Source organism: Pantoea dispersa, from assembly GCF_019890955.1.
Classification (GTDB): Bacteria; Pseudomonadota; Gammaproteobacteria; order Enterobacterales; family Enterobacteriaceae; genus Pantoea; species Pantoea dispersa.
In genome coordinates this window covers 2757890-2778844 of the sequence record NZ_CP082346.1, presented here as the reverse complement: position 1 = coordinate 2778844, position 20955 = coordinate 2757890, and the positions used below count along the sequence as shown (strand labels likewise).

Sequence of the window (20955 nt, the reverse complement as noted above, 5' to 3'; positions counted from 1 at the left end):
GTGTTTTTTCAGGAACTGTGCGAATTATCATGAACTCAGGTTCAGATAAGGGAGATAAGATGAAGCAGGCACTTCGTGTAACCTTAGGTTTTTTTGTACTGCTGTGGGCAGCGATGCTGCACGCGGAAGTACGCATTGAAATTACGCAGGGCGTGAATACCGCACGCCCAATTGGTGTGGTGCCGTTCCAGTGGGCCGGTCCGGGCGCTGCACCCGAAGATATTGGTGGCATCGTCGCAGCAGACTTACGTAACAGCGGTAAATTCAATCCGCTGGATCGCTCTCGTCTGCCACAGCAGCCGACCAGCGCACAGGAAGTACAGCCTGCCGCTTGGAGCGCACTGGGTATTGATGCCGTGGTCGTCGGGCAGGTTACGCCGAACGCCGATGGCAGCTACCAGGTGGCTTATCAGCTGGTGGATACCGGTGGCGCACCGGGTACCGTGCTGGCGCAGAACTCCTATAAAGTCACCAAACAGTGGCTGCGCTATGCAGCGCATACCGCCAGCGATGAAGTGTTTGAGAAGCTGACCGGTATCAAAGGCGCGTTCCGTACCCGTATCGCCTATGTGGTGCAGACCAACGGCGGTCAGTTCCCGTACGAGCTGCGCGTGTCTGACTACGATGGTTACAACCAGTTTGTGGTACACCGTTCGCCGCAGCCGCTGATGTCACCGGCCTGGTCGCCAGACGGCAGCAAAGTGGCTTACGTGACCTTCGAAAGCGGTAAATCGGCGCTGGTGGTGCAGACGCTGGCCAACGGCGCTATCCGTCAGGTGGCTTCTTATCCGCGTCACAACGGTGCGCCGGCCTTCTCGCCGGACGGCTCTAAGCTGGCCTTCGCCCTGTCGAAAACCGGTAGCCTGAACCTGTACGTGATGGATCTGGCCTCCGGTCAGACGCGTCAGGTGACCGATGGCCGCTACAACAGCACCGAACCTACCTGGTTCCCGGACAGCCAGACGCTGGCTTACACTTCGGATCAGGCCGGTGCGCCACAGATTTACAAAGTTAACGTTAACGGCGGAACGCCACAGCGCATTACCTGGGAAGGGGCTCAGAACCAGGATGCGGATGTGTCATCTGACGGTAAAACGATGGTGATGATCAGCAGCGCCGGTGGCGCGCAGCACGTCGCCAAACAGGATCTGGAAACGGGAGCCGTTCAGACAATAACGGACACGTTCCTGGATGAGACGCCAAGTCTGGCTCCTAACGGCACGATGGTAATCTATAGCTCTACTCAGGGGATGGGTTCCGTGTTGCAGTTGGTTTCAACCGATGGGCGTTTCAAAGCGCGTCTTCCGGCAACTGATGGACAGGTCAAATTTCCTGCCTGGTCGCCGTATCTGTGATGCATCGCTCCCTTGCCTGGCGGGGGAGTAAAATGTATGGCAAACAAAATAATAGGATAAAGAAATGCAACTGAACAAAGTGCTGAAGGGTTTGATGCTGGCTCTGCCGGTTATCGCGGTAGCTGCATGTAGCTCTCACAAAAACAACAACAACGATCAGACCGGTATGGGTGCTGACGGTGCATACGGCGCTGGCGCTGGCCAGAACGGCAACATGTCTTCTGACGAGCAGGCGCGTCTGCAGATGCAGCAGCTGCAGCAGAACAACATCGTTTACTTCGGTCTGGACAAGTATGACGTGCAGTCTGAATACGCTCAGATGCTGGATCAGCACGCTGCTTTCCTGCGCAGCAACCCATCTTACAAAGTGACCATCGAAGGTCACGCGGATGAGCGCGGCACCCCAGAGTACAACATCGCCCTGGGCGAGCGTCGTGCTAACGCCGTTAAAATGTACCTGCAGGGTAAAGGCGTGTCTGCTGACCAGATGTCTATCGTATCTTACGGTAAAGAGAAACCTGCTGTACTGGGCCACGACGAAGCGGCTTACGCTAAAAACCGTCGTGCCGTACTGGTTTACTAAGAGAATCACATGATTAGTAACTTCAGACTTCATCTGTTGAGTCTGTCGTTACTGGTTGGCGTAGCGGCCCCCTGGGCCGCTAATGCCCAGGCGTCAATCAGTAGCGTTGGCTCAGGCTCGGTCGAAGACCGTGTCACCACTCTTGAACGTATCTCCAATGCCCAGGCTCAGCTTCTGCAGCAGTTGCAGCAGCAGATGAGTGATAACCAAAGCGATATCGATTCGCTGCGCGGGCAGATCCAGCAGAACAGTTATCAGCTTAATCAGGTGATTGAGCGGCAGAAGCAGCTTTATCAGCAGATCGACAGTCTGAGCAGCAGTAATGGTGCGCAGGCCAGCGGTGGTGCGGATGCAGCAGCCGGTGCCGCAGCGGGAAACGCTGATGCGGGGAGCAGCAATACGGCTGCCGCTGCACCCGCACAAACCGGCGATGCCAACACCGATTACAATGCTGCCGTCGCGCTGATTCTTGAGAAGAAACAGTACGACCAGGCGATTACTGCGCTGCAGGCGTGGGTGAAGAAGTATCCGGACTCCACCTATCAGCCGAATGCCAATTACTGGCTGGGTCAGTTGTTTTACAACAAAGGCAAAAAGGACGATGCGGCCTACTATTTTGCCACTGTAGTTAAAAACTACCCGAAATCGCCAAAAGCGGCGGAAGCGCTGTTTAAGGTTGGGGTGATCATGCAGGAGAAGAACGATACAGCGAAAGCGAAAGCGGTCTACCAGCAGGTGATCAAACAGTTCCCTAACTCTGAGTCTGCTAAGCAGGCACAAAAACGGCTCGCTGCAATGTAATTGCTGCAGTTAAGACCGGATTTCGTCTGATTTCTGGTCTTGCCGCATGAAAGGTAAGCAGTTGAGACATTTAGCGGAAAATAAGGGTTGCGCCCTCCCGCTAAATCAGTAATATATGCCGCCGTTGCCGGGACATATCTTAACAAGTATCGGCAGCACTGAAGATGGGTCGTTAGCTCAGTTGGTAGAGCAGTTGACTTTTAATCAATTGGTCGCAGGTTCGAATCCTGCACGACCCACCATCTCAACCATTCAGTTTTGATGTCACTTCAGTTTGCTTCACAACCTTGATGGGTCGTTAGCTCAGTTGGTAGAGCAGTTGACTTTTAATCAATTGGTCGCAGGTTCGAATCCTGCACGACCCACCATCAAGTCGAAAGTTGTAAGCCACTTCCCGAGCGGGTCGTTAGCTCAGTTGGTAGAGCAGTTGACTTTTAATCAATTGGTCGCAGGTTCGAATCCTGCACGACCCACCAGTTATGTAGAAAGGCGCCCTAAAGGCGCCTTTTTGCTTTTTTACGTTTTATACAGTGTTAGATGGGTTGCTTTGAGATTGTGCACCGGCCAGATAAGGCGGGGCGGATCGCAAAGGAATCTCACATCCCTGTGGATCGGCCTCGCCATCCATGGCTCGGACGCTTCGCTCCTCCGCACCCGCCTTTTCTGGCTGTCAGGCATTTCAGCTGCTTTAGTTTTGCAGCGCTTTCAGCAAGGCGCAGAGAGTTAACATGAAGCCGAAGGGTACGGAGCGGTGGAGTAAAGCTTCCGGCGCATGGACAAAAATGCCGGGAGCATTTTTGAACAACGCTTAGCGTTGGCCCACAAAGTGGGCGAGCCTCAGGGATGAGGCGAGTAAACCGCCGGCAGAGCCTACAGGGATGTATTCACGGCGACTTTACGCAACCGCCCCGTCCCCTTTGGCTGAAAGGCACTATTACAGTTATTCTGGCAACGATATCATGCCAAATCTCACTAGCGCTTTTCCGGCGTCAGGCTCTTCCAGATATGCAGCACCGCGTAACTGCGCCATGGGCGCCACACCTGCGACATCTGCTCTGCGACCTTTGCGCTCACGCCACCGAGATTGTTGCGGATCGCAATATCCTCTTTCGGAAAGGCATCCGGCCAGCGCAGGGCGCGCATGGCGATATAACTCGCTGTCCATGGCCCGACCCCCTTCAGCGCCAGCAACTGCTGCTGCACCACGTCCGGATTTACCGCGCCATTGAAGCGCAGCGCTCCTGAGGCGCAGGACTCGGCCAGTGCCTTGATCGCCTGCGCGCGGGCGCTCACAATGCCGAGGCTGGCGATATCATCCAGGGTGGCAGTAGCCAGTGATTCGGCCTCTGGCGGTAAGCGGGAGAGTGCAGGCCACGGCGTGGTGAGGGGCGCGCCAAAACGCTCCGCCACGCGACTGCTCAGCGTCGTCGCGGCTTTCACCGTCACCTGCTGGCCGAGGATGGCGCGGACCGCCAGCTCGAAGCCGTCAAACGCACCAGGAACGCGTAAGCCGGGATAGCGTGCCAGACTCGCAGCTAATAGCGGATCCTGGCTGAGCTGCTCGCTGATGCGCTGTGGCTGGGCATCCAGATCAAACAGATCGCGCAAGCGGCGCAGCAGGGCAGGCAGCACCGGCGTCAGCGTGGTGGTAAATTGCACCTTCAGCGCCTGCTTTTCCGGCAAATGGCTAATGCGCACCCAGCCACGACACTGACCGAGCGCCACAGTACGATGATAAACGCCCTCGCTGACCCACTCGACTTGCTTCATCACGCGCTGTTGCAGGAAATCGAGGATGGCGTCCCAGTCATAAGGAGGCCGGTAGCTGAGGCGCAGTTCGGCGCTCTCCTGCTCACCATTCAGGGCTTCCGTCTGAATCTGCTTACGCAGACGCGATGGCGTCATGCGATAGCGAGCCTGGAACACGTCGTTAAAACGGCGCAGACTGCGAAAACCGCTGGCATAGGCAATTTCGGTCACCGGCAATGCGGTTTCAGTCAGTAGCTGCTTCGCCAGCAACATGCGCCGGGTTTGCCGCAGTTCAAGCGGCGACACGCCCAGCTCCTGCTGAATCACCCGTCTTAGCTGACGTTCACTCAGGTCAAACTCGCTGGCGATCTCAGCCAGTGTCTCCTGTTCTTCCAGTAAGCCTTCTTCGATACGGCGAATCAGCCGGTCGGCGATGCGATGATGGCTATCGACCGGTGCCGAACCAGGTGCCAGCTCGGGACGACAGCGCAGGCAGGGGCGAAAGTGCGCCTTTTCAGCCGCTTCAGCACTGGTGAAAAACAGGCAGTTCTTCTGCATCGGCGCTTTCACCGGACAGATCGGACGGCAGTAAATACCGGTGGAGGTCACGCCGACAAAAAACACCCCGTCGAAACGGCTGTCGCGCGCCGTCAGCGCCTGATAGGCAATTTCAGGATCAAACATCATCGTCTCCGGCAAATAAACACCATCGTCGCGCAGGTGCGGATGGAAAACTGGCTGCTATCGGACAGCTAACCAGTTTATGCTCATGACCGAAAACAGCCAGTTTTGCCGCGCAAAAGTGCGATAATCATCCGCATAGCCCATGCCGGAGGTGCAACATGTATCACGCTAAAATCATTACCACGCCCGTCGGAGAACTGACGCTCATTGCCACGGATCGCGGTCTGTCAGCCATTTTATGGGAAAACGAAGGGGCGCAGCGCGTGCCGCTGAAACCGATCGCGCGTAACGACCAGCATCCGATTCTCTGTGAGGCCGAGCGCCAGCTGCGCCAGTACTTTGCCGGCGAGCGCCAGCAGTTTGACATGCCGTACGACACCGTTGGCACTGCGTTTCAGAAAAAGGTCTGGCAGGCGCTGCTCACCATTCCGTTTGGTGAAACCCGCAGCTATCTGCAAATCGCGGAGCAGATCGGCAACCCGAAAGCGGTACGCGCCGTCGGGGCTGCCAATGGTAAAAATCCGTTGTCGATCATGGCGCCCTGTCATCGCGTTATCGGCAGCAACGGTAAGCTCACCGGCTTTGCTGGCGGCCTGGCGGTAAAAGCGTTTCTGCTTGAGCTGGAAAGCCCACAACAGGCGCAGGCCGGCGCGCAGCTGGTACTTCCCGCATAAAAATCACACGACAGGCTCAGTGTAATCCGCTATTGTGTTTAGCATATAAAACACGATGGCGGATTTAATGCCGCATCATCGTCCTGATGGGCGATTTTGTTAAATCGATAAAACGAGAGCCGTGTCATGAGTGCAATGTTTGATGCTGAAAGCGCCATTTATCCCTTCCCGCCGAAACCGGCGCGCCTTAGCCCACAGGAAAAAGCCGGTTACATCGAAGAAATTAAACGCCTGCTGAAAGCACGCGATGCGGTGATGGTGGCGCATTACTACACCGATCCGGAAATCCAGGCGCTGGCCGAAGAGACCGGCGGCTGCGTGGCGGATTCCCTTGAGATGGCACGCTTTGGCAGCCAGCATCCGGCGCAAACGCTGCTGGTGGCCGGCGTGCGTTTCATGGGCGAAACCGCCAAAATCCTTAGCCCGGAAAAAACCGTGCTGATGCCCACGCTGCAGGCGGAGTGCTCGCTTGACCTCGGTTGCCCGATTGACGAATTTAACCGCTTCTGCGATGCGCATCCGGATCGGACTGTAGTGGTGTATGCCAACACGTCGGCAGCGGTAAAAGCACGCGCCGATTGGGTAGTGACGTCCAGCATTGCGGTTGAGCTGATTGAATATCTCGACAGTCGCGGTGAGAAAATTATCTGGGCACCGGACCGCCATCTGGGCCGTTACGTCACGCAGCAAACCGGCGCTGATGTGCTGTGCTGGCAGGGCGCCTGCATCGTGCATGATGAGTTCAAAACCCAGGCGTTGCAGCGCATGAAAGCGCTCTATCCTGACGCGGCAGTGCTGGTGCACCCGGAGTCACCGCAGGCGATTGTCGAACTGGCCGATGCGGTCGGTTCTACCAGCCAGCTGATTCAGGCCGCCAAAACGCTGCCGCATCCGCAGATGATTGTGGCGACCGACCGCGGTATTTTTTACAAAATGCAGCAGGCGGTACCGGATAAAGAGTTACTGGAAGCCCCTACCGCAGGCGAAGGGGCGACCTGCCGCAGCTGCGCGCACTGCCCGTGGATGGCGATGAATGGCCTGCAGGCTATCGCTGAAGGGCTGGCACACGGCGGCGCTCAGCATGAAATTCACGTCGATGCGGCACTGCGCAAGGCAGCGTTGCTGCCGCTCAACCGCATGCTAGACTTTGCAGCACAACTAAAACTTACGCTGAAAGGGAACGCCTGAGGCGGTTTTCATACAGGTGCAGATGATGGACTTCTTTAGCACACACAATATTCTGGTTCATATTCCGATTGGCGTCGGCGGCTACGATCTGTCATGGATTGAGGCGATCGGTACGCTGGCCGGCCTGCTGTGTATCTGGCTCGCCAGCCAGGAAAAAATTATCAACTACCTGTTTGGTCTGATTAACGTCACGCTGTTTGCGGTGATTTTCTTTCAGATTCAGCTGTATGCCAGCCTGCTGCTGCAGCTGTTCTTCTTTGTTGCCAATGTGTACGGCTGGTACGCGTGGAGCCGGCAGACCAGCAGCCATGAAGCGGCGCTGAAAATCCGCTGGCTGCCGCTGCCGAAAGCCATCGGCTGGGGCGCCGCCTGCGTGATCGCCATTGCGCTGATGACGCGCTATATCGACCCGGTATTCGCTTTCCTCACGCGCACCGCGGTGGGCCTGATGCAGTCGCTCGGTCTTAACGTGGTAATGCCGCAGCTGCAGCCGGATGCCTTCCCATTCTGGGATTCCTGCATGATGGTGCTGTCGATTGTGGCGATGATCCTGATGACGCGCAAATACGTCGAGAACTGGCTGCTGTGGGTGGTGATCAACGTTATCAGCGTGATGATCTTTGCGCGTCAGGGCGTGTATGCCATGGCGCTGGAGTACGCCATCCTGACGCTGATCGCGCTGAACGGCACGCGCCTGTGGATGCAGAGCGCACGGGAACAGGGTTCGCGCGCGCTGTCCCATTAGTGGTGATGATGCGCGTGGCCTTCCAGCGCTGCGTGCTCGTGCTGCGTGCCGCTCTCTTCGCATAACTCGCAGTCCGGGCCGACGCAGGGCTGATACTCCATCTGCACCGTGGCATGGGCAATCTGATAATGCTGGTGCAGATACTGATGAATGCGTCGCAGCAGGCCGTCGTGATCGTACGGCGGAATCACCTGTACGTGCAGCGTCAATACCGGCTTTTCGCCCACCTGCCACACATGCACATGATGCACATTACGCACTTCATCAATGTGACGTGTCAGCGCCCGCGCTAGCTTATCCACGTCGATATGCGTCGGTGCGCCTTCCAGCAGCTCGTGCAGGCTCTCGCGCAGCAGCGCCCAGCCGCTGCGCACCACCAGCAGCGCCACCAGCAGCGACAGAATCGGATCGATCGGCGTCCAGCCGGTTAGCATGATAATCACTGCCGCCACGATTGCGCCCACCGAACCGAGCAGGTCGCCCAGCACGTGCAGCGCGGCGGCACGCACGTTGAGATTCTTCTCTTCGCTGCCGCGGTGCAGCAGCCAGAACGACAGCAGATTCGCCAGCAGGCCGGCAATGGCGATGCCGAGCATCAGCCCGCCTTCAATCGGCTCGGGCTGGTAAAAACGGCGCAGTGCTTCCCAGACGATCAGGACGGTAATCACCAGCAGCGCGATGGCGTTAACAAACGCGGCCAGCGTGGTAAGACGCAGCAAGCCAAAGGTGTGACGCGCATTCGGTTTGCGCCGGGCGAACTGCACGGCCAGCAGCGCCATCAGCAGCGCGGCGGCGTCGGTGAGCATATGTCCGGCATCGGCCAGCAGCGCCAGCGAGCCGGACACCAGCCCGCCGATGACCTCGGCAACCATAAACAGCGCGGTGACGCCAAACGCGGCGGCGAGACGCGTGCGGTTGCCGCCGTGCTCACTGTGAGAATGAGTGTGTGCCATAACGTTCCAGTTGGTTAAGTAGCCTGTTCGTTAATGATATCAGTAAATTGAGATTGTCACGGTCAGGCTGATGCTGTTTTGCCGCGTCGGCCAGCTGCTGGCAGCGGGCGGCTACGTCGTCAATGCCGAGCATCAGCCAGCTGCCTTTCAGGCGGTGCGCCGCGCGCGCCAGCTGCGGCCAGTCTGCGGCCGCGCTCGCCTGCAGCAGCGCATCACGATCCTGCTGCAGCGTACGCTGCAGGGTGTGGCAAATACGCGGAATGAAAGCCGGATTGTGCTGCGCCAGAATCTGCAGGCTGTCCGGCAGCACCTGCAGCGGATCGCGCACTGCCTGCGCCAGAAGCGGTGCAATATCCCGCAGAGTCACCGGCTTAACCAGCTGCGCTTCGTGCGCCTGCAGCGGCAGTTTCAGCAGCTGTACGTCGGCAGAGCACAGTATGCGCAGCGCAGGCTGCACGCGCTGGCGCTGACGGCGGCGCAGGATGCGCAGCAGCGTCAGGCCATCCGGGCGTGGCATCATCTGGTCGATAAACAGCACATCAAACGGCTGCTGCGCATCGGCCCGCAGCAGTTCGCGGCCATCCTCAAACACCGCCGCAGTAATGCCAAAGCTCGCCAGCTGCTGCTGCATCACCAGCAGATTAGTCGGGTGATCGTCGACAATCGCTACGCGCAGCTGTGGATAGTGCGGCCAGTGCGTGGCGTCATCCGCCGTTGTCGCCGCACAGGGTTCCAGCGGCAGGCGCACGCTCACCGTGGTGCCCTGCTGCGGTGCGGAGTGCAGCGACAGCGTGCCGCCCATGCGCTGTACAATCTCGCGACAGATAAACAGCCCGAGGCCGCTGCCCTGCACCGCATGGCGCTTGCCCGACGGCGCCTGATACCAAGGTTCAAACAGCTGCGCCTGCTCGCTGAGCGGAATGCCGCTGCCGCTGTCGCTCACCGTCAGCGCGATATCCCCGGTGACCGCCAGCGTCAGGCGGATTTCGCCGTGGCGGGTAAATTTCAGCGCATTGGCCACCAGATTGTTCACCACCTGCTGCAGGCGATCGCTGTCGAGCATCACGCTGGCCGGCAGCGGGGTCAGCGCCGCTACGTGCAGCTGTGGCCCGCCATCGCGCATCAGCGGGTGGTAAAACTGCTGTTGCTGCTGTAGCCACAACCTGAGATCGAGCGGGCGCGGCGTCAGGCGGAAGCTGTGATTCTCGATACGCGCATGATCCTGCAGGTCGTTCAGCAGCGTCATCAGCGACCGGGCGCTGCTGTGCATCAGATCGAGCCGCGCGCTCGGATGCTGCTGCTGCTCCAGCTCCAGCAGACCCAGAATCGCCTGCATCGGCGTGCGCAGCTCGTGGCTGGCGGTGGCGAGAAACTGACTTTTAGCGGCATTGGCGCGTTCTGCCTGCTCGCGCTGTAACCGCTCACGCCGCTGCTGCAGATAACGGCGCAGCAGCAATACCAGCAACAGCAGGATGATCACGGCGGCCGCAATCAAAATCAGCAGCGGCACATTGCGCATCGTCATGGTGGTGCCGGGCTGCGGCGGCTGCGACCAGCTGACGCGCATCTGGTTCAGCGTATCCGCCGGAATCTGCTGCAGCGCATGGTCGAGCAGGGCGCTCAGCTGCGGCTGCTGAGCGCTCACCTGCGGCGCCAGCGGCCAGGCGATATCGCTGGCCACAAACGCGAGATGCACGCGGTTGCCCTCATGGCTGGCCATACGCCAGCGCGCCGACAGCACGTTATCCACCACTGCATCAATCTGGCCAGTGTTGAGGGCCTGCCACAGCTGGGCGCGATCGTCGAACAGCTGGGGCGCGATCTCAGCCGGAAGCAGACGCTGCGCCAGATCGCCACGCAGCACGCCGACGCGCTGAGCGTGCAGCGCGGACCAGTCCATCGGCTGCCTGTCGGACAGCGTGTAAATGCCCCAGATGGCGCGCCACACTGGCAGCGCGGTGCGGTTAGCATCGTCCCCGTACAGCGGCTGTAACAGGTTGAGCATCACCTGCTGCTGCTGCAACAGACTGGCGGCCTGCTGCGGATTATTGACCCAGCGCGGCGTGAAACGCAGACCGGTGCTCTGGCTCAGCGCGTTAAGCAGGTCAATACCGAAGCCGCGCGCGTTGCCGCTGGCATCGCGATAGCTCCACGGCGCGTTATCGCTCTCGGCGGCATAAGGAATGGCATCCTGCTGCGCCAGCCACTGTTTCTCTGCGCCCGTCAGCATCAGGGTCTGCGTATCCTGATAGCGCAGCAGCGGCGGACTCCAGCGCTGCTGCACGCGGTTGCTGAACTCCGCTGGCAGCAAACGCAGCTGGCGGTTGAGCCAGGCAATCAGCGCCGGATCGCGCGTCAGTGCGCGCAGCGACAGCTCGCCGGCACCGGGATCGGCAGTGATTTGATAAATCTGTCCCTGCTGCAGCTGGCTGAGCAGGAAACCGGCGCTGGCTTCATCGGCCACCAGATAGTCACTCTGCTGGTTCAGCAGCGCATACAGCGCCTGTAAATTGCCGGGCAGCGTCTGCCAGCGGTGGCGATGTGCAAAGGTTTGCGGCAGCTGCGCCAGCGTGTCGGCGGCGATGGTCAGCTGAGCGTTATCACTGTTGAACATCACCGCGCGCTGGTTGTCACGATTGCGGTAGATGCGCATCGGACTGTTGAACCAGCTCTCGCTGGTCAGTACGTCGGCGGGCAGATCGCGCTGGCGGGTGCTCAGCACCATATCCACGTCGCCACGCTGCAGCGCCGCCAGCTGGGCGGCAAAGTCAGGGTAACCGTGCAGGCTGAATGTGCTGCCGCTCAGCTGGCTGAGGGCGCTGAGATAGTCGGCATCAATGCCCCAGATGCGATCGCCGATGCGCATCGCCCAGGGCGCGCTGTTTTGCGCCGGCACTGCCACGCGCAGCACCGCTCCCGGCCACGGCTCGGCGTGCGGCGCGGGCATCATGGCGGGCAGCATCACGCTGCTGGCGGGCTGCAATCCGGCGCGCGCCAGCAGACTGAAAAACAGCGCGAACAGCAGCAGCCAGCATTTCACTGCTGCGCTTTCCATAGTTCTGCCAGCTCGACCACCGACTGCACGCCGGTCTTCTCGAGGATATTTTTCTTGTGGGTGCTGACGGTTTTATTGCTGATGTGCAGCTGTTCGCCAATCTGGATATTCGACAGCCCGCGCACCAGCAGCGCCACAATCTGCTGCTCTTTCTCGGTGAGCGGTAGCGCAATGCGCTCCGGCAGCGGCGGAAACGCCTGCTGGCCGCCCAGCACCGCCAGAATCGCGCTCAGCAACTGCGCCATGCTTTGACTCTTCACCACATAGCCGGCCGCCCCGAGCGAGGCGGCGCTGAGCAGCGTGTGGCGGCTCTGCTGGGCCGAGTAAATCAGCACCGGACACTGCGGATGGCGCGCACGCAGACGGCGCAGCAGCTCCAGACCATCGCTATCCGGCAGGCCGATATCCAGCACAATCAGGTCAATATGATGCTGTTGCAGCAGCTGGCGCGCCTGGGCTTCGTCACCGGCGGCGTAAAGCTGTAATGGAATAGGGGCGTTGAGGCAGGCCGCTTCCAGCGCGACTTCAACTAAAGGGTGATCATCGATAAGCAGCAGCGCAGCCATGAAACAGTTCCTGTGAATTTCATAGCGTTAGCATAGCGGAAATAGGGCAGGGGAAAAACAACAGGGCGAGCCGAAGCTCGCCCTGCATCACGCTCCGTGTGGATTACTGCGTGGTGCCGTCAGTTTTGTGTTTAACGTGACCACCGCCTTCCTTGGTTTCAACTTTCTTGTTCATATCCGGGCAGCGACCATCTTTACACATGGTATTTTTGTGTTCCTGGCTGGCCGACATATTGCCAGAGGTGGTACCAGAAGTCGCGGCACCGTTGGTGTTCATGCTGCCATTATTAATGTTGCTATTGTCGACATTATTTGGCGGCAGATTCTCTTTCGCGCCGCCCGCGGCTGCGCCGGCTTCTGCTGACGCATTCGCCTGGCCGTTGTTGTTATCCGCCGCCAGTGCTGCGCCGCTGCCCAAAGTCATCGCTGCCGTCAGAAAAATCAATGCAAACTTATTCATCATTATGCTCCTGTAATAAATGGATAGTTGCCGCGTGACACCCGCTGGTGCTGTTTGACGAAAAAAGCGTGCCGCGACGGAATTTAATTCCGTCATGAGTGTTCGGCATGAATATAAATAGCGAAAGCACCTCATTCCTCAGTGCTTACGTTTAAAAAGCTTAGTCCATAAACGAATAAATGCAAATCTGAGCGAGCCATTGGCGCACAGGACATAATTTACACCTGGTGCCTGAAGGGATACATTGGACGGGTTGCGCCCGGCGTACGCAGGGCCAGAAATTTGAATGGAATAAGTATGGATTACCAGAACGACGATTTACGCATCAGAGAGATCAAAGAGTTACTGCCCCCTGTTGCGCTGCTGGAAAAATTCCCCGCCACCGATAACGCTGCTCAAACCGTTGCCCAGGCCCGCCAGGCCATTCACCGCATTCTGCACGGTGAAGATGACCGCCTGCTGGTGGTGATTGGGCCATGCTCCATCCACGATACGCAGGCAGCCAAAGAGTATGCCGCTCGCCTGCTGACGTTGCGCGAGGAGCTGAAGGGTGAGCTGGAAGTGGTGATGCGCGTGTACTTTGAAAAACCGCGTACCACGGTGGGCTGGAAAGGGCTGATCAACGATCCTTACATGGACGGTAGCTTCCAGATTAACGACGGCCTGCGCCTGGCGCGTAAGCTGCTGGTGGATATCAACGACACCGGACTGCCGGCTGCCGGTGAGTTCCTCGACATGATCACGCCGCAATACATGGCGGATTTGATGAGCTGGGGCGCGATTGGTGCGCGCACCACCGAATCGCAGGTGCACCGCGAGCTCTCCTCCGGGCTCTCCTGTCCGGTCGGCTTCAAAAACGGTACCGACGGCACCATCAAAGTGGCGATCGATGCCATCGGCGCTGCCAGCGCGCCGCACTGTTTCCTGTCGGTCACCAAATATGGTCATTCGGCGATTGTCGAAACCAGCGGTAATGAAGATTGCCACATCATTCTGCGCGGCGGCAAAGAGCCAAACTACAGTGCGGAGCACGTTGCGGCGGTGAAAACCGGGCTGGAAAAAGCGGGCCTGCGTCCACAGGTGATGATCGATTTCAGCCACGCCAACAGCAGCAAGCAGTTCCAGCGTCAGATGGTGGTGGCCGCAGACGTGGCACAGCAGATTGCTGGCGGCGAGCAGGCGATTACCGGCGTGATGATTGAGAGCCACCTGGTGGAAGGCAACCAGAGCCTCGACAGCGGTAAACCGCTGGTGTACGGCCAGAGCGTCACCGACGCCTGTATTGGCTGGGACGACACGGAAAAAGCGCTGCGTCAGCTGGCGCAGGCGATCAAAACCCGTCGCGGCTAACGGCAGCGCACGGCATAAAAAAAGGCCAGACTCGCGTCTGGCCTTTTGCGTTTCAGCGTGAACTTACTTCGCTTTACCCTGGTTAGCAACGGCGGCGGCTTTCGCTGCGATCTCGTCGGCATCACCCAGATAGTAATGTTTGATTGGCTTGAAGTTCTCGTCGAACTCATACACCAGCGGTACGCCGGTTGGGATGTTCAGTTCGAGGATCTCATCTTCGCTCATGTTATCGAGGTATTTCACCAGCGCGCGCAGTGAGTTACCGTGCGCGGCAACGATCACTTTCTCACCGCTCTTGATGCGCGGCAGAATGCTCTCGTTCCAGAATGGGATCACGCGATCGATGGTCAGTGCCAGGCTTTCGGTGGTCGGCAGCTGCGCGTCGGTCAGGGATTTGTAGCGCGGGTCGTGGCCCGGGAAACGCTCGTCGTTACGATCCAGCTCTGGCGGCGTAACGGCAAAGCCGCGGCGCCACTGTTTCACCTGATCGTCGCCGTATTTGGCGGCGGTTTCCGCTTTGTCCAGACCCTGCAGCGCACCGTAGTGACGCTCATTCAGACGCCAGGTTTTCTCGACCGGCAGCCAGGCCTGATCCAGCTCATCCAGCACGTTCCACAGAGTGTGGATGGCACGCTTCAGCACTGAGGTGTAGGCAAAATCAAACACGAAACCTTCTTTTTTCAGCAGCTGACCGGCTGCTTTGGCTTCGGTGCGACCCTTGTCGGACAGATCCACGTCGTACCATCCGGTGAAGCGGTTTTCCTGATTCCACTGGCTTTCGCCGTGGCGCACCAGAACCAGCTTAGTTACGGCCATAGCTTTACTCCTTAATGCTTAATGTTTCGATGATGATAGAAACCGGCTGCGGCCGCTGATTTTAGCGGCACACTGATAGCGCCATACCATAGCGGAAAACAGCGCACGGCGTAAGCCTGTCGGCACCGCAGTGCGCATTTTTCAACCGGCGCTTAGTGCGGGGTGAAGCGATAACGCGTCACGGAGTGCCATGTGTCGCCGGGCTGCAGCCAGCAATCAGGCTGCGGCCACTCGCTATGGTTGGGCGAATCCGGTAAAAACTCACTCTCCAGAGCGATGCCCTGGAAAGCAGTATAGCTGCCCTGTTCACGGGCGCGCGTTCCCTCCAGATAGTTGCCGGAGTAGAACTGCAGCGCCGGCGCGGCGGTGAACACGCTCACGCTAAGTTTGTCGTCCGCTGACCACAGCTGCGCAGCAGGCTGGCTGCTGTCACCGGCGGTGGTGAGCAGAAACGCGTGATCGTAACCTTTCACCGCGCGCTGATCGTCATCGGCCAGGAACTCGTCCGCCACGCGTTTCGGCTGGCGGAAATCAAAGCTGGTACCGTCTACCGCTTTCAGCGGCGCATTGGGAATGCCTGCGCTGTCCACCGGCAGATAACGATCGGCCTGCAGTTGTAAGCGATGCTGGCGCGCGTCGCCATGATGCGCATCAAGGTTGAAGTAAGCATGGTTGGTCAGGTTGACCGGACAGGCCTGATCGGTCTGCGCTTCATAGCGAATCGACAGGCAGTTATCGTCATCGAGCTGATAAATCACATCGGCAATCAGATTGCCGGGGTAGCCCTGGTCGCCGTCCGGCGAATCAAGACGATAGTGCACTTCGCTGTCACTCTGGCTGAGGATCTGCCAGCGGCGCTTGTCGAAACCCTGCCGCCCGCCGTGCAGCTGGTGCGGACCCTGATTGGCCGCCAGCAGCCGGTTAAGCGGCTTCAGCTCAGCGAAGGCGATGCGGTTCGCGTAACGTCCGATGGTGGCACCGAGATAAGCATCCTGATGCAGATAGTCGGACGGCGTGGCGCAGCCGAGCAGCGCTTCGCGCACGCTGCCGTCCTGCATCGGCACGCGCGCCGACAGCCAGGTGGCGCCCCAGTCCATAAAGGTGGCGACCATGCCGTTGCGGTTGCGCAGCACGGTGATGCGCCACGGCTGGCCGTCCGGCGCATGAGAGTTGACGTCGCTTACCATTGGCCGGCTCCTGCTGAGGCTTTGCACACGTAAAAGGTCTCTTTAATGCCGGTCTGCGCTTCGTACTGCTGCGCCACCACCGCTTTCACCTGATCGACCAGATCGGTTGGCATCAGGGCGACAATACAGCCGCCGAAGCCGCCGCCGGTCATACGCACGCCGCCGCGCGGGCCGATTTCCGCTTTAACAATCTCTACCAGCTGATCGATGGGCGGCACGGTGATCTCAAAATCGTCGCGCATTGAGGCGTGCGAGGCGGCCATCAGCTCACCCATGCGTTGCAGATCGCCGCTGCTCAGCGCGTCCGCCGCTTCCAGCGTCCTGGCGTTTTCGGTGATCACGTGACGCACGCGTTTGGCCACCAGCGGATCGAGCTGCTGTTCTGCCGCCGCAAACTCCTCCAGCGTTACGTCGCGCAGCGCCTTTTTGTTGAAGAAGCGCGCACCGGTTTCGCACTGCTCGCGGCGGGTATTGTATTCGCTGCCCACCAGATTACGGCGGAAGTTCGAGTTGATGATCACCACCGCGACATCCTCCGGCATGGATACGGCGCGCGTGCCCAGCGTGCGGCAGTCCAGCAGCATGGCGTGATCCTGCTGGCCGAGCGCTGAAATCAGCTGATCCATGATGCCGCAGTTGCAGCCAACAAACTGGTTCTCCGCTTCCTGCCCGTTAACGGCAATCGCTGCGCCGTCGAGCTTCAGCTGATACAGCTGCTGGAACACAGTGCCTACCGCCACTTCCAGCGAGGCGGACGAGCTGAGACCGGCACCCTGCGGCACGTTGCCGCTGATCACCATATCCACGCCGCCAAAGCTGGCGTCGCGCTGCTGCAGATGTTTCACCACGCCGCGCACGTAATTGGCCCACATCGGTTCGCTGAGCGGCTCAATCGGCGCATCCAGCGAGAAGCTATCCTGCTGATTGTCGTAATCCACCGCCACCACGCGCACCTGGCGATCGTCGCGGCGGGCGCAGGCAATCACGGTCTGATAGTCAATGGCGCAGGGCAGCACGAAGCCGTCGTTGTAATCGGTATGCTCGCCGATCAGGTTCACCCGGCCCGGTGCCTGAATGCTGTGGCTCGGCGCATAGCCGAAGGTGTCAGCGAAAACCTGTTGAGTGATCGATTTTAAAGACATTTATTGTTCCTCGCGGAAATGGATAGCGCTGACAGAGCGCAGACGTTCTGCTGCCTGTTCCGCCGTTAAATCACGTTGGGTCTCGGCCAGCATCTCGTAGCCAACCATAAATTTTCGTACCGTGGCGGAGCGCAGCAGCGGGGGATAGAAGTGCGCGTGCAGCTGCCAGTGATCGTTGGCTTCGCCGTTAAACGGCGCGCCGTGCCAGCCCATCGAATAGGGGAACGAGCACTGGAACAGATTGTCGTAACGGCTGGTGAGCTGCTTGAGCGCCAGCGCCAGATCGGTGCGCTGCGCCTCGTTAAGATCGGTAATACGTTTCACGTGCGTTTTAGGCAGCAGCAGGGTTTCAAACGGCCAGGCCGCCCACCACGGCACTACCGCCAGCCAGTGATCGGTTTCAACCACGGTACGGCTGCCGTCCTGCAGTTCGCGCGCTACGTAATCCACCAGCAGCGGCGTACCTTTATCAGCAAAGTAGCGGCGCTGGTTGTCATCCTCTTTTTGCGCTTCATTCGGCAGAAAACTGTTGGCCCACACCTGACCGTGCGGATGCGGATTCGAGCAGCCCATCGCTGCGCCTTTGTTTTCAAACACCTGCACCCACGGATAGTGCTGGCCGAGTTCAGCGGTCTGCTCCTGCCAGGTACGCACGATATCCTGCAAGTTGTGCAGCGGCAGTTCGGGCAGGGTTTTGCTGTGATCCGGTGAGAAGCAGATCACCCGGCTGGTACCGCGCGCGCCTTCACAGCGCATCAGTACATCATCGCTCTGCGGCGCGTCCGGTGTATCGGTCATCAGCGCGGCAAAGTCATTGGTGAATACGTAAGTGCTTTTGTAATCGGGATTTTTGTCGCCGGTGATACGGGTGTTACCGGCGCACAGGAAGCAGTCCGGATCGTGTGCGGGCAGTTGCTCCAGCGCCGGCGTCTCCTGCGCACCCTGCCACGGACGTTTGGCGCGATGCGGTGACACCAGCACCCATTGATCGATCAACGGGTTATAACGGCGATGCGGATGATCGACCGGGTTAAATTTTTGCATAACAAGTCCTGGTAATCGGCAAACAGAAGAAAATCACTGCCTTCAACGTAGCATAACGGTGGCGCTGAAAGCGTGATCCAGTCTGGATAAATGGTATCGTTTACACAAGGTGACGATTCTCATTTTGTGGGTTTATGCGTAGCATTTGCTGAATAATGCGGCAGGCTAGTGGTAGCGGTTACATTTTTAGGGGAAGAAATCTGTCAGGTGCGTACTGTTACTGCCGGGCCGCCATGGATGGCGACCCGCTCATCAATGAAAACTAATGCAACGCCTCCTGCTGATAAGCATAGCCCGCACCCTGTTTTACAAAACTCAGGCGGTGGGAGATGCACTGCGGCGCGTCCTCGGCGTGGTGGGAAACAAACATCAGCTGAGTACGGCCTTCGCCGATCAGCACATCAACAAAGCGGCGCACCAGCTGGCGGTTAATGGGATCGAGCCCCTGCAGTGGCTCATCCAGGATTAACAGCGTCGGGTGCTTCACCAGCGCGCGCGCAATCAGCACCAGCCGCTGCTGGCCCCACGACAGGCTATGAAACGGCGCATCGGCCAGCGCATTGTCCATGCCAAGCAGCGCCAGCCACTGGCGCGCCAGCGCTTTCTGCCGATCCGATACCGCCTGATACAGACCGATCGAATCAAAAAAGCCTGAGAGGATCACCGTACGCACGTTACAGCTGACGCGGTAATCCAGATGCAGGCTGCTGCTGACGTAACCGATATGCTGCTTGATGTCCCAGATGGTTTCACCGCTGCCGCGCCGAATACCAAACAACGTTAAATCATTGCTGTAGCCCTGCGGATGATCGCCGGTGACCAGGCTGAGCAGGGTCGATTTACCCGCGCCGTTGGGGCCGATAATCTGCCAGTGCTCGCCGGGATTGACCTGCCAGTTCAGGCCGTCGATCACCGCGTGATCGTTATACGACACCACGCCGTTGCGCAGGATAACGCGCGGCGCATCTGCCGCCAGCTGCGGCAGCTGATCCGGCTGGTCCGGCTCCGGCAGCGCCATGCCCTGCAGGCGTTCGCTGTGCGCCAGCTGCGCCACCAGCGCTTCGGCGAGAATCGCCTGGCGCGCGCCCACGTGCGTCAGCGTGCACTCCGCCAGCACGCCGACCTGCTGGACAAAATCCGGAATATCGTCAAAGCGGTTCAGCACCAGCACCACGGTGTAACCGTCGCGATGCAGCTGATGCAGCGTATCGGCAAGGCTGGCGCGCGATGCCACATCCAGACCATCAAAAGGTTCGTCGAGGATCAGCAAATCCGGCTGCGCCATCAGCGCCTGACACAGCAGCGTTTTGCGCGTTTCGCCGGTAGAAAGGTATTTGAAGCGACGAGTCAGTAAAGCGCTGATGCCAAACTGCTGGGCCAGCGCCCGCGCCCGCGCCTCATCCTTTACTTCATCCTGAATGATCTCCAGCGCGGTGCGGCCGGTGTCATCTTCGCCTTCACTCAGCAGATCGGTGTTGTTGCGCTCCCACTCCTGCGTCACCAGCTGTTGCAGCTGCTCCAGCGACAGACGGGTGCGGCGCTGAAAATCCTGCCGCAGCTTGCCCTTTGCCGCCGTCAGCTCGCCGGACAGCGCGCGCGCCAGCGAAGATTTACCGCTGCCGTTGGCACCGACAAAGGCCCAGCTTTCGCCGCTGTGCAGGGTTAAGTCCGGCAGGGTCAGGGTACGGCTATCGCTCAGGTGAAATATGCCTTGCGAAATTTGCAATGAGGCCATGATTTGTTCCGTTTTCTGCATCAAGTCGCTCAGTTGTAGCGAGCCAGCGAAATGAAGTCAAATCATGGCGGCCAGATCAGAGCAGTGTGGCGATGATGGCGTGTTCGGCATTAAAACAGGCGGTCACGGCGCTGCCGGGCTGCAGATTATGCTGGCGAAGCGCCTGGCTGGGAATGGTGGCGCACAGCATTTCACCGCCCGCCAGCGCAATCAGCACTTCACTCTGCGTTTCGCCGGGTTCGATGGTGTGGACAACGCCCGGCAGCTGATTATCGCCCTCTGCGGCGTCAGGCGTCAGGCGGATCCACGGCGCTTTGATCAGCACCAGCACCTCTTTACCGCTGTCGAGCTGCAGCCGCTCCGCGCTGCGTTCGGTCAGAGCCACCTGCAGGCGCGTCACGCCGTCGTTCAGCAGTACCTCAACGTGCTGTTGCACCTGCTGACGATCGCGCGCCTGCACCGTGCCAAACAGCTGGTTGCGCGCGCTGGTTTGCAGGGAAAAGCGGGCGATGGCCGCCAGCAGGCTGTCGAGCGGCAGGCTGTCGTTTTGCAGCACGTCAAAGGCTTTTTGCTGGATCTGCTCCATCAGCTGAAACAGCTGAATCAATCGCTCGCCGTAGCGCGTCAGCCGGGCACCGCCGCCGCCTTTGCCGCCGGTTGCGCGTTCGACCAGCGTCTGATCCGCCAGCTGATTCATCTCATTGATGGCGTCCCAGGCGCTTTTATAGCTGATGCCCGCCAGTCTGGCGCCCTGGCTGATGGAGCCGGTTTCCTGCACGCGCCTGAGCAGCTCGATACGGCGCGGATCGGCAAACAGTTTCTGCTGAAGACGAATGTGAAGAGAGAGTTCTGCCTGCATGTCAGCTCC

18 protein-coding genes and 3 tRNA genes are annotated in these 20955 nt (G+C 59.2%); 10 read left to right on the top strand and 11 right to left on the bottom strand.

Features of this window, described 5'->3' with window-relative positions:
• Positions 1-59: 59 nt before the first annotated feature.
• From tolB to K7H94_RS12940, 6 genes are all read left to right on the top strand, one after another.
• Positions 60-1355, top strand: a complete 1296-nt coding sequence (tolB, locus tag K7H94_RS12965) for a Tol-Pal system beta propeller repeat protein TolB (RefSeq protein ID WP_021508528.1) — start codon at positions 60-62, stop codon at positions 1353-1355.
• A 64-nt stretch (positions 1356-1419) separates the two neighbouring features.
• On the top strand, positions 1420-1938 hold the full coding sequence (gene pal, locus K7H94_RS12960) for a peptidoglycan-associated lipoprotein Pal (protein WP_021508527.1): 519 nt from the start codon (positions 1420-1422) through the stop codon (positions 1936-1938).
• Between the two features lie 9 nt (positions 1939-1947).
• The gene (gene cpoB, locus K7H94_RS12955) at positions 1948-2739 is read left to right on the top strand and encodes a cell division protein CpoB (RefSeq protein WP_058757869.1); all 792 of its coding nucleotides are present in this window, start codon (positions 1948-1950) and stop codon (positions 2737-2739) included.
• A 166-nt stretch (positions 2740-2905) separates the two neighbouring features.
• Positions 2906-2981, top strand: a tRNA-Lys gene (locus K7H94_RS12950).
• 50 nt (positions 2982-3031) lie between these two features.
• Positions 3032-3107, top strand: a tRNA-Lys gene (locus K7H94_RS12945).
• Positions 3108-3139: 32 nt separating this feature from the next.
• Positions 3140-3215, top strand: a tRNA-Lys gene (locus K7H94_RS12940).
• A 496-nt stretch (positions 3216-3711) separates the two neighbouring features.
• Here K7H94_RS12940 and K7H94_RS12935 read toward each other — a convergent pair.
• Positions 3712-5172: an AlkA N-terminal domain-containing protein gene (locus K7H94_RS12935; RefSeq protein ID WP_222952051.1), complete on the bottom strand. Its 1461-nt coding sequence runs from the start codon at positions 5170-5172 to the stop codon at positions 3712-3714.
• Positions 5173-5330: 158 nt separating this feature from the next.
• Between K7H94_RS12935 and K7H94_RS12930 the strand changes: the two genes are divergently transcribed.
• From K7H94_RS12930 to pnuC, 3 genes are all read left to right on the top strand, one after another.
• Positions 5331-5846: a methylated-DNA--[protein]-cysteine S-methyltransferase gene (locus K7H94_RS12930; protein WP_021508524.1), complete on the top strand. Its 516-nt coding sequence runs from the start codon at positions 5331-5333 to the stop codon at positions 5844-5846.
• Between the two features lie 126 nt (positions 5847-5972).
• Positions 5973-7034 (top strand): quinolinate synthase NadA, encoded by a 1062-nt coding sequence (nadA, locus tag K7H94_RS12925; protein WP_150058435.1) that lies wholly within the window; start codon positions 5973-5975, stop codon positions 7032-7034.
• 25 nt (positions 7035-7059) lie between these two features.
• Entirely contained in the window at positions 7060-7779 is a 720-nt protein-coding gene (pnuC, locus tag K7H94_RS12920) for a nicotinamide riboside transporter PnuC (protein ID WP_021508522.1), read from the top strand.
• Here the strand turns inward: pnuC and zitB are convergent.
• The 4 genes from zitB to K7H94_RS12900 all read right to left on the bottom strand — a co-directional run bounded on the left by zitB (position 7776) and on the right by K7H94_RS12900 (position 12816).
• The gene (zitB, locus tag K7H94_RS12915; RefSeq protein WP_021508521.1) at positions 7776-8732 is read right to left on the bottom strand and encodes a CDF family zinc transporter ZitB; all 957 of its coding nucleotides are present in this window, start codon (positions 8730-8732) and stop codon (positions 7776-7778) included. The two genes, pnuC and zitB, sit on opposite strands and share 4 nt — an antisense overlap.
• Positions 8707-11787: an ATP-binding protein gene (locus K7H94_RS12910; RefSeq protein ID WP_222951162.1), complete on the bottom strand. Its 3081-nt coding sequence runs from the start codon at positions 11785-11787 to the stop codon at positions 8707-8709. The genes zitB and K7H94_RS12910 overlap by 26 nt, the downstream gene beginning before the upstream one ends.
• Positions 11769-12353 carry a response regulator transcription factor gene (locus K7H94_RS12905; protein ID WP_021508519.1) on the bottom strand — a complete coding sequence of 195 codons (585 nt, stop codon included), beginning with the start codon at positions 12351-12353 and terminating at the stop codon, positions 11769-11771. Before K7H94_RS12905 ends, K7H94_RS12910 begins: the two co-directional genes overlap by 19 nt.
• 103 nt (positions 12354-12456) lie before the next feature.
• On the bottom strand, positions 12457-12816 hold the full coding sequence (locus K7H94_RS12900) for a YbgS-like family protein (protein WP_058757861.1): 360 nt from the start codon (positions 12814-12816) through the stop codon (positions 12457-12459).
• Between the two features lie 294 nt (positions 12817-13110).
• On the opposite strand from K7H94_RS12900, the gene aroG reads away from it, so the two are divergent.
• Positions 13111-14163 carry a 3-deoxy-7-phosphoheptulonate synthase AroG gene (gene aroG, locus K7H94_RS12895; RefSeq protein WP_021508517.1) on the top strand — a complete coding sequence of 351 codons (1053 nt, stop codon included), beginning with the start codon at positions 13111-13113 and terminating at the stop codon, positions 14161-14163.
• A 63-nt stretch (positions 14164-14226) separates the two neighbouring features.
• On the opposite strand, the gene gpmA is transcribed toward aroG, so the two are convergent.
• The 6 genes from gpmA to modE all read right to left on the bottom strand — a co-directional run bounded on the left by gpmA (position 14227) and on the right by modE (position 20946).
• Positions 14227-14979 carry a 2,3-diphosphoglycerate-dependent phosphoglycerate mutase gene (gpmA, locus tag K7H94_RS12890; RefSeq protein WP_010616013.1) on the bottom strand — a complete coding sequence of 251 codons (753 nt, stop codon included), beginning with the start codon at positions 14977-14979 and terminating at the stop codon, positions 14227-14229.
• A 152-nt stretch (positions 14980-15131) separates the two neighbouring features.
• Positions 15132-16166, bottom strand: coding sequence for a galactose-1-epimerase (gene galM / locus K7H94_RS12885; protein WP_222951161.1), 1035 nt, complete (start codon positions 16164-16166; stop codon positions 15132-15134).
• Positions 16160-17308: a galactokinase gene (galK, locus tag K7H94_RS12880; RefSeq protein ID WP_222951160.1), complete on the bottom strand. Its 1149-nt coding sequence runs from the start codon at positions 17306-17308 to the stop codon at positions 16160-16162. Before galK ends, galM begins: the two co-directional genes overlap by 7 nt.
• Positions 17309-18352, bottom strand: a complete 1044-nt coding sequence (gene galT / locus K7H94_RS12875) for a galactose-1-phosphate uridylyltransferase (RefSeq protein ID WP_058757858.1) — start codon at positions 18350-18352, stop codon at positions 17309-17311.
• A gap of 262 nt (positions 18353-18614) precedes the next feature.
• Entirely contained in the window at positions 18615-20087 is a 1473-nt protein-coding gene (gene modF, locus K7H94_RS12870) for a molybdate ABC transporter ATP-binding protein ModF (protein WP_222951159.1), read from the bottom strand.
• A gap of 76 nt (positions 20088-20163) precedes the next feature.
• Positions 20164-20946 (bottom strand): molybdenum-dependent transcriptional regulator, encoded by a 783-nt coding sequence (modE, locus tag K7H94_RS12865; protein ID WP_141496545.1) that lies wholly within the window; start codon positions 20944-20946, stop codon positions 20164-20166.
• Positions 20947-20955: the final 9 nt, after the last annotated feature.

What these genes read in the sequence shown, in the direction of transcription:
- aroG (WP_021508517.1), top strand. Translation starts at nt 13,111, where the DNA reads ATGGATTACCAGAACGACGATTTACGCATCAGAGAGATCAAAGAGTTA.
- K7H94_RS12900 (WP_058757861.1), bottom strand. Translation starts at nt 12,816, where the DNA reads ATGATGAATAAGTTTGCATTGATTTTTCTGACGGCAGCGATGACTTTG.
- cpoB (WP_058757869.1), top strand. Translation starts at nt 1,948, where the DNA reads ATGATTAGTAACTTCAGACTTCATCTGTTGAGTCTGTCGTTACTGGTT.
- modE (WP_141496545.1), bottom strand. Translation starts at nt 20,946, where the DNA reads ATGCAGGCAGAACTCTCTCTTCACATTCGTCTTCAGCAGAAACTGTTT.
- pal (WP_021508527.1), top strand. Translation starts at nt 1,420, where the DNA reads ATGCAACTGAACAAAGTGCTGAAGGGTTTGATGCTGGCTCTGCCGGTT.
- gpmA (WP_010616013.1), bottom strand. Translation starts at nt 14,979, where the DNA reads ATGGCCGTAACTAAGCTGGTTCTGGTGCGCCACGGCGAAAGCCAGTGG.
- K7H94_RS12935 (WP_222952051.1), bottom strand. Translation starts at nt 5,172, where the DNA reads ATGTTTGATCCTGAAATTGCCTATCAGGCGCTGACGGCGCGCGACAGC.
- galM (WP_222951161.1), bottom strand. Translation starts at nt 16,166, where the DNA reads ATGGTAAGCGACGTCAACTCTCATGCGCCGGACGGCCAGCCGTGGCGC.
- pnuC (WP_021508522.1), top strand. Translation starts at nt 7,060, where the DNA reads ATGGACTTCTTTAGCACACACAATATTCTGGTTCATATTCCGATTGGC.
- K7H94_RS12930 (WP_021508524.1), top strand. Translation starts at nt 5,331, where the DNA reads ATGTATCACGCTAAAATCATTACCACGCCCGTCGGAGAACTGACGCTC.
- galK (WP_222951160.1), bottom strand. Translation starts at nt 17,308, where the DNA reads ATGTCTTTAAAATCGATCACTCAACAGGTTTTCGCTGACACCTTCGGC.
- galT (WP_058757858.1), bottom strand. Translation starts at nt 18,352, where the DNA reads ATGCAAAAATTTAACCCGGTCGATCATCCGCATCGCCGTTATAACCCG.
- K7H94_RS12905 (WP_021508519.1), bottom strand. Translation starts at nt 12,353, where the DNA reads ATGGCTGCGCTGCTGCTTATCGATGATCACCCTTTAGTTGAAGTCGCG.
- modF (WP_222951159.1), bottom strand. Translation starts at nt 20,087, where the DNA reads ATGGCCTCATTGCAAATTTCGCAAGGCATATTTCACCTGAGCGATAGC.
- zitB (WP_021508521.1), bottom strand. Translation starts at nt 8,732, where the DNA reads ATGGCACACACTCATTCTCACAGTGAGCACGGCGGCAACCGCACGCGT.
- tolB (WP_021508528.1), top strand. Translation starts at nt 60, where the DNA reads ATGAAGCAGGCACTTCGTGTAACCTTAGGTTTTTTTGTACTGCTGTGG.
- nadA (WP_150058435.1), top strand. Translation starts at nt 5,973, where the DNA reads ATGAGTGCAATGTTTGATGCTGAAAGCGCCATTTATCCCTTCCCGCCG.
- K7H94_RS12910 (WP_222951162.1), bottom strand. Translation starts at nt 11,787, where the DNA reads ATGGAAAGCGCAGCAGTGAAATGCTGGCTGCTGCTGTTCGCGCTGTTT.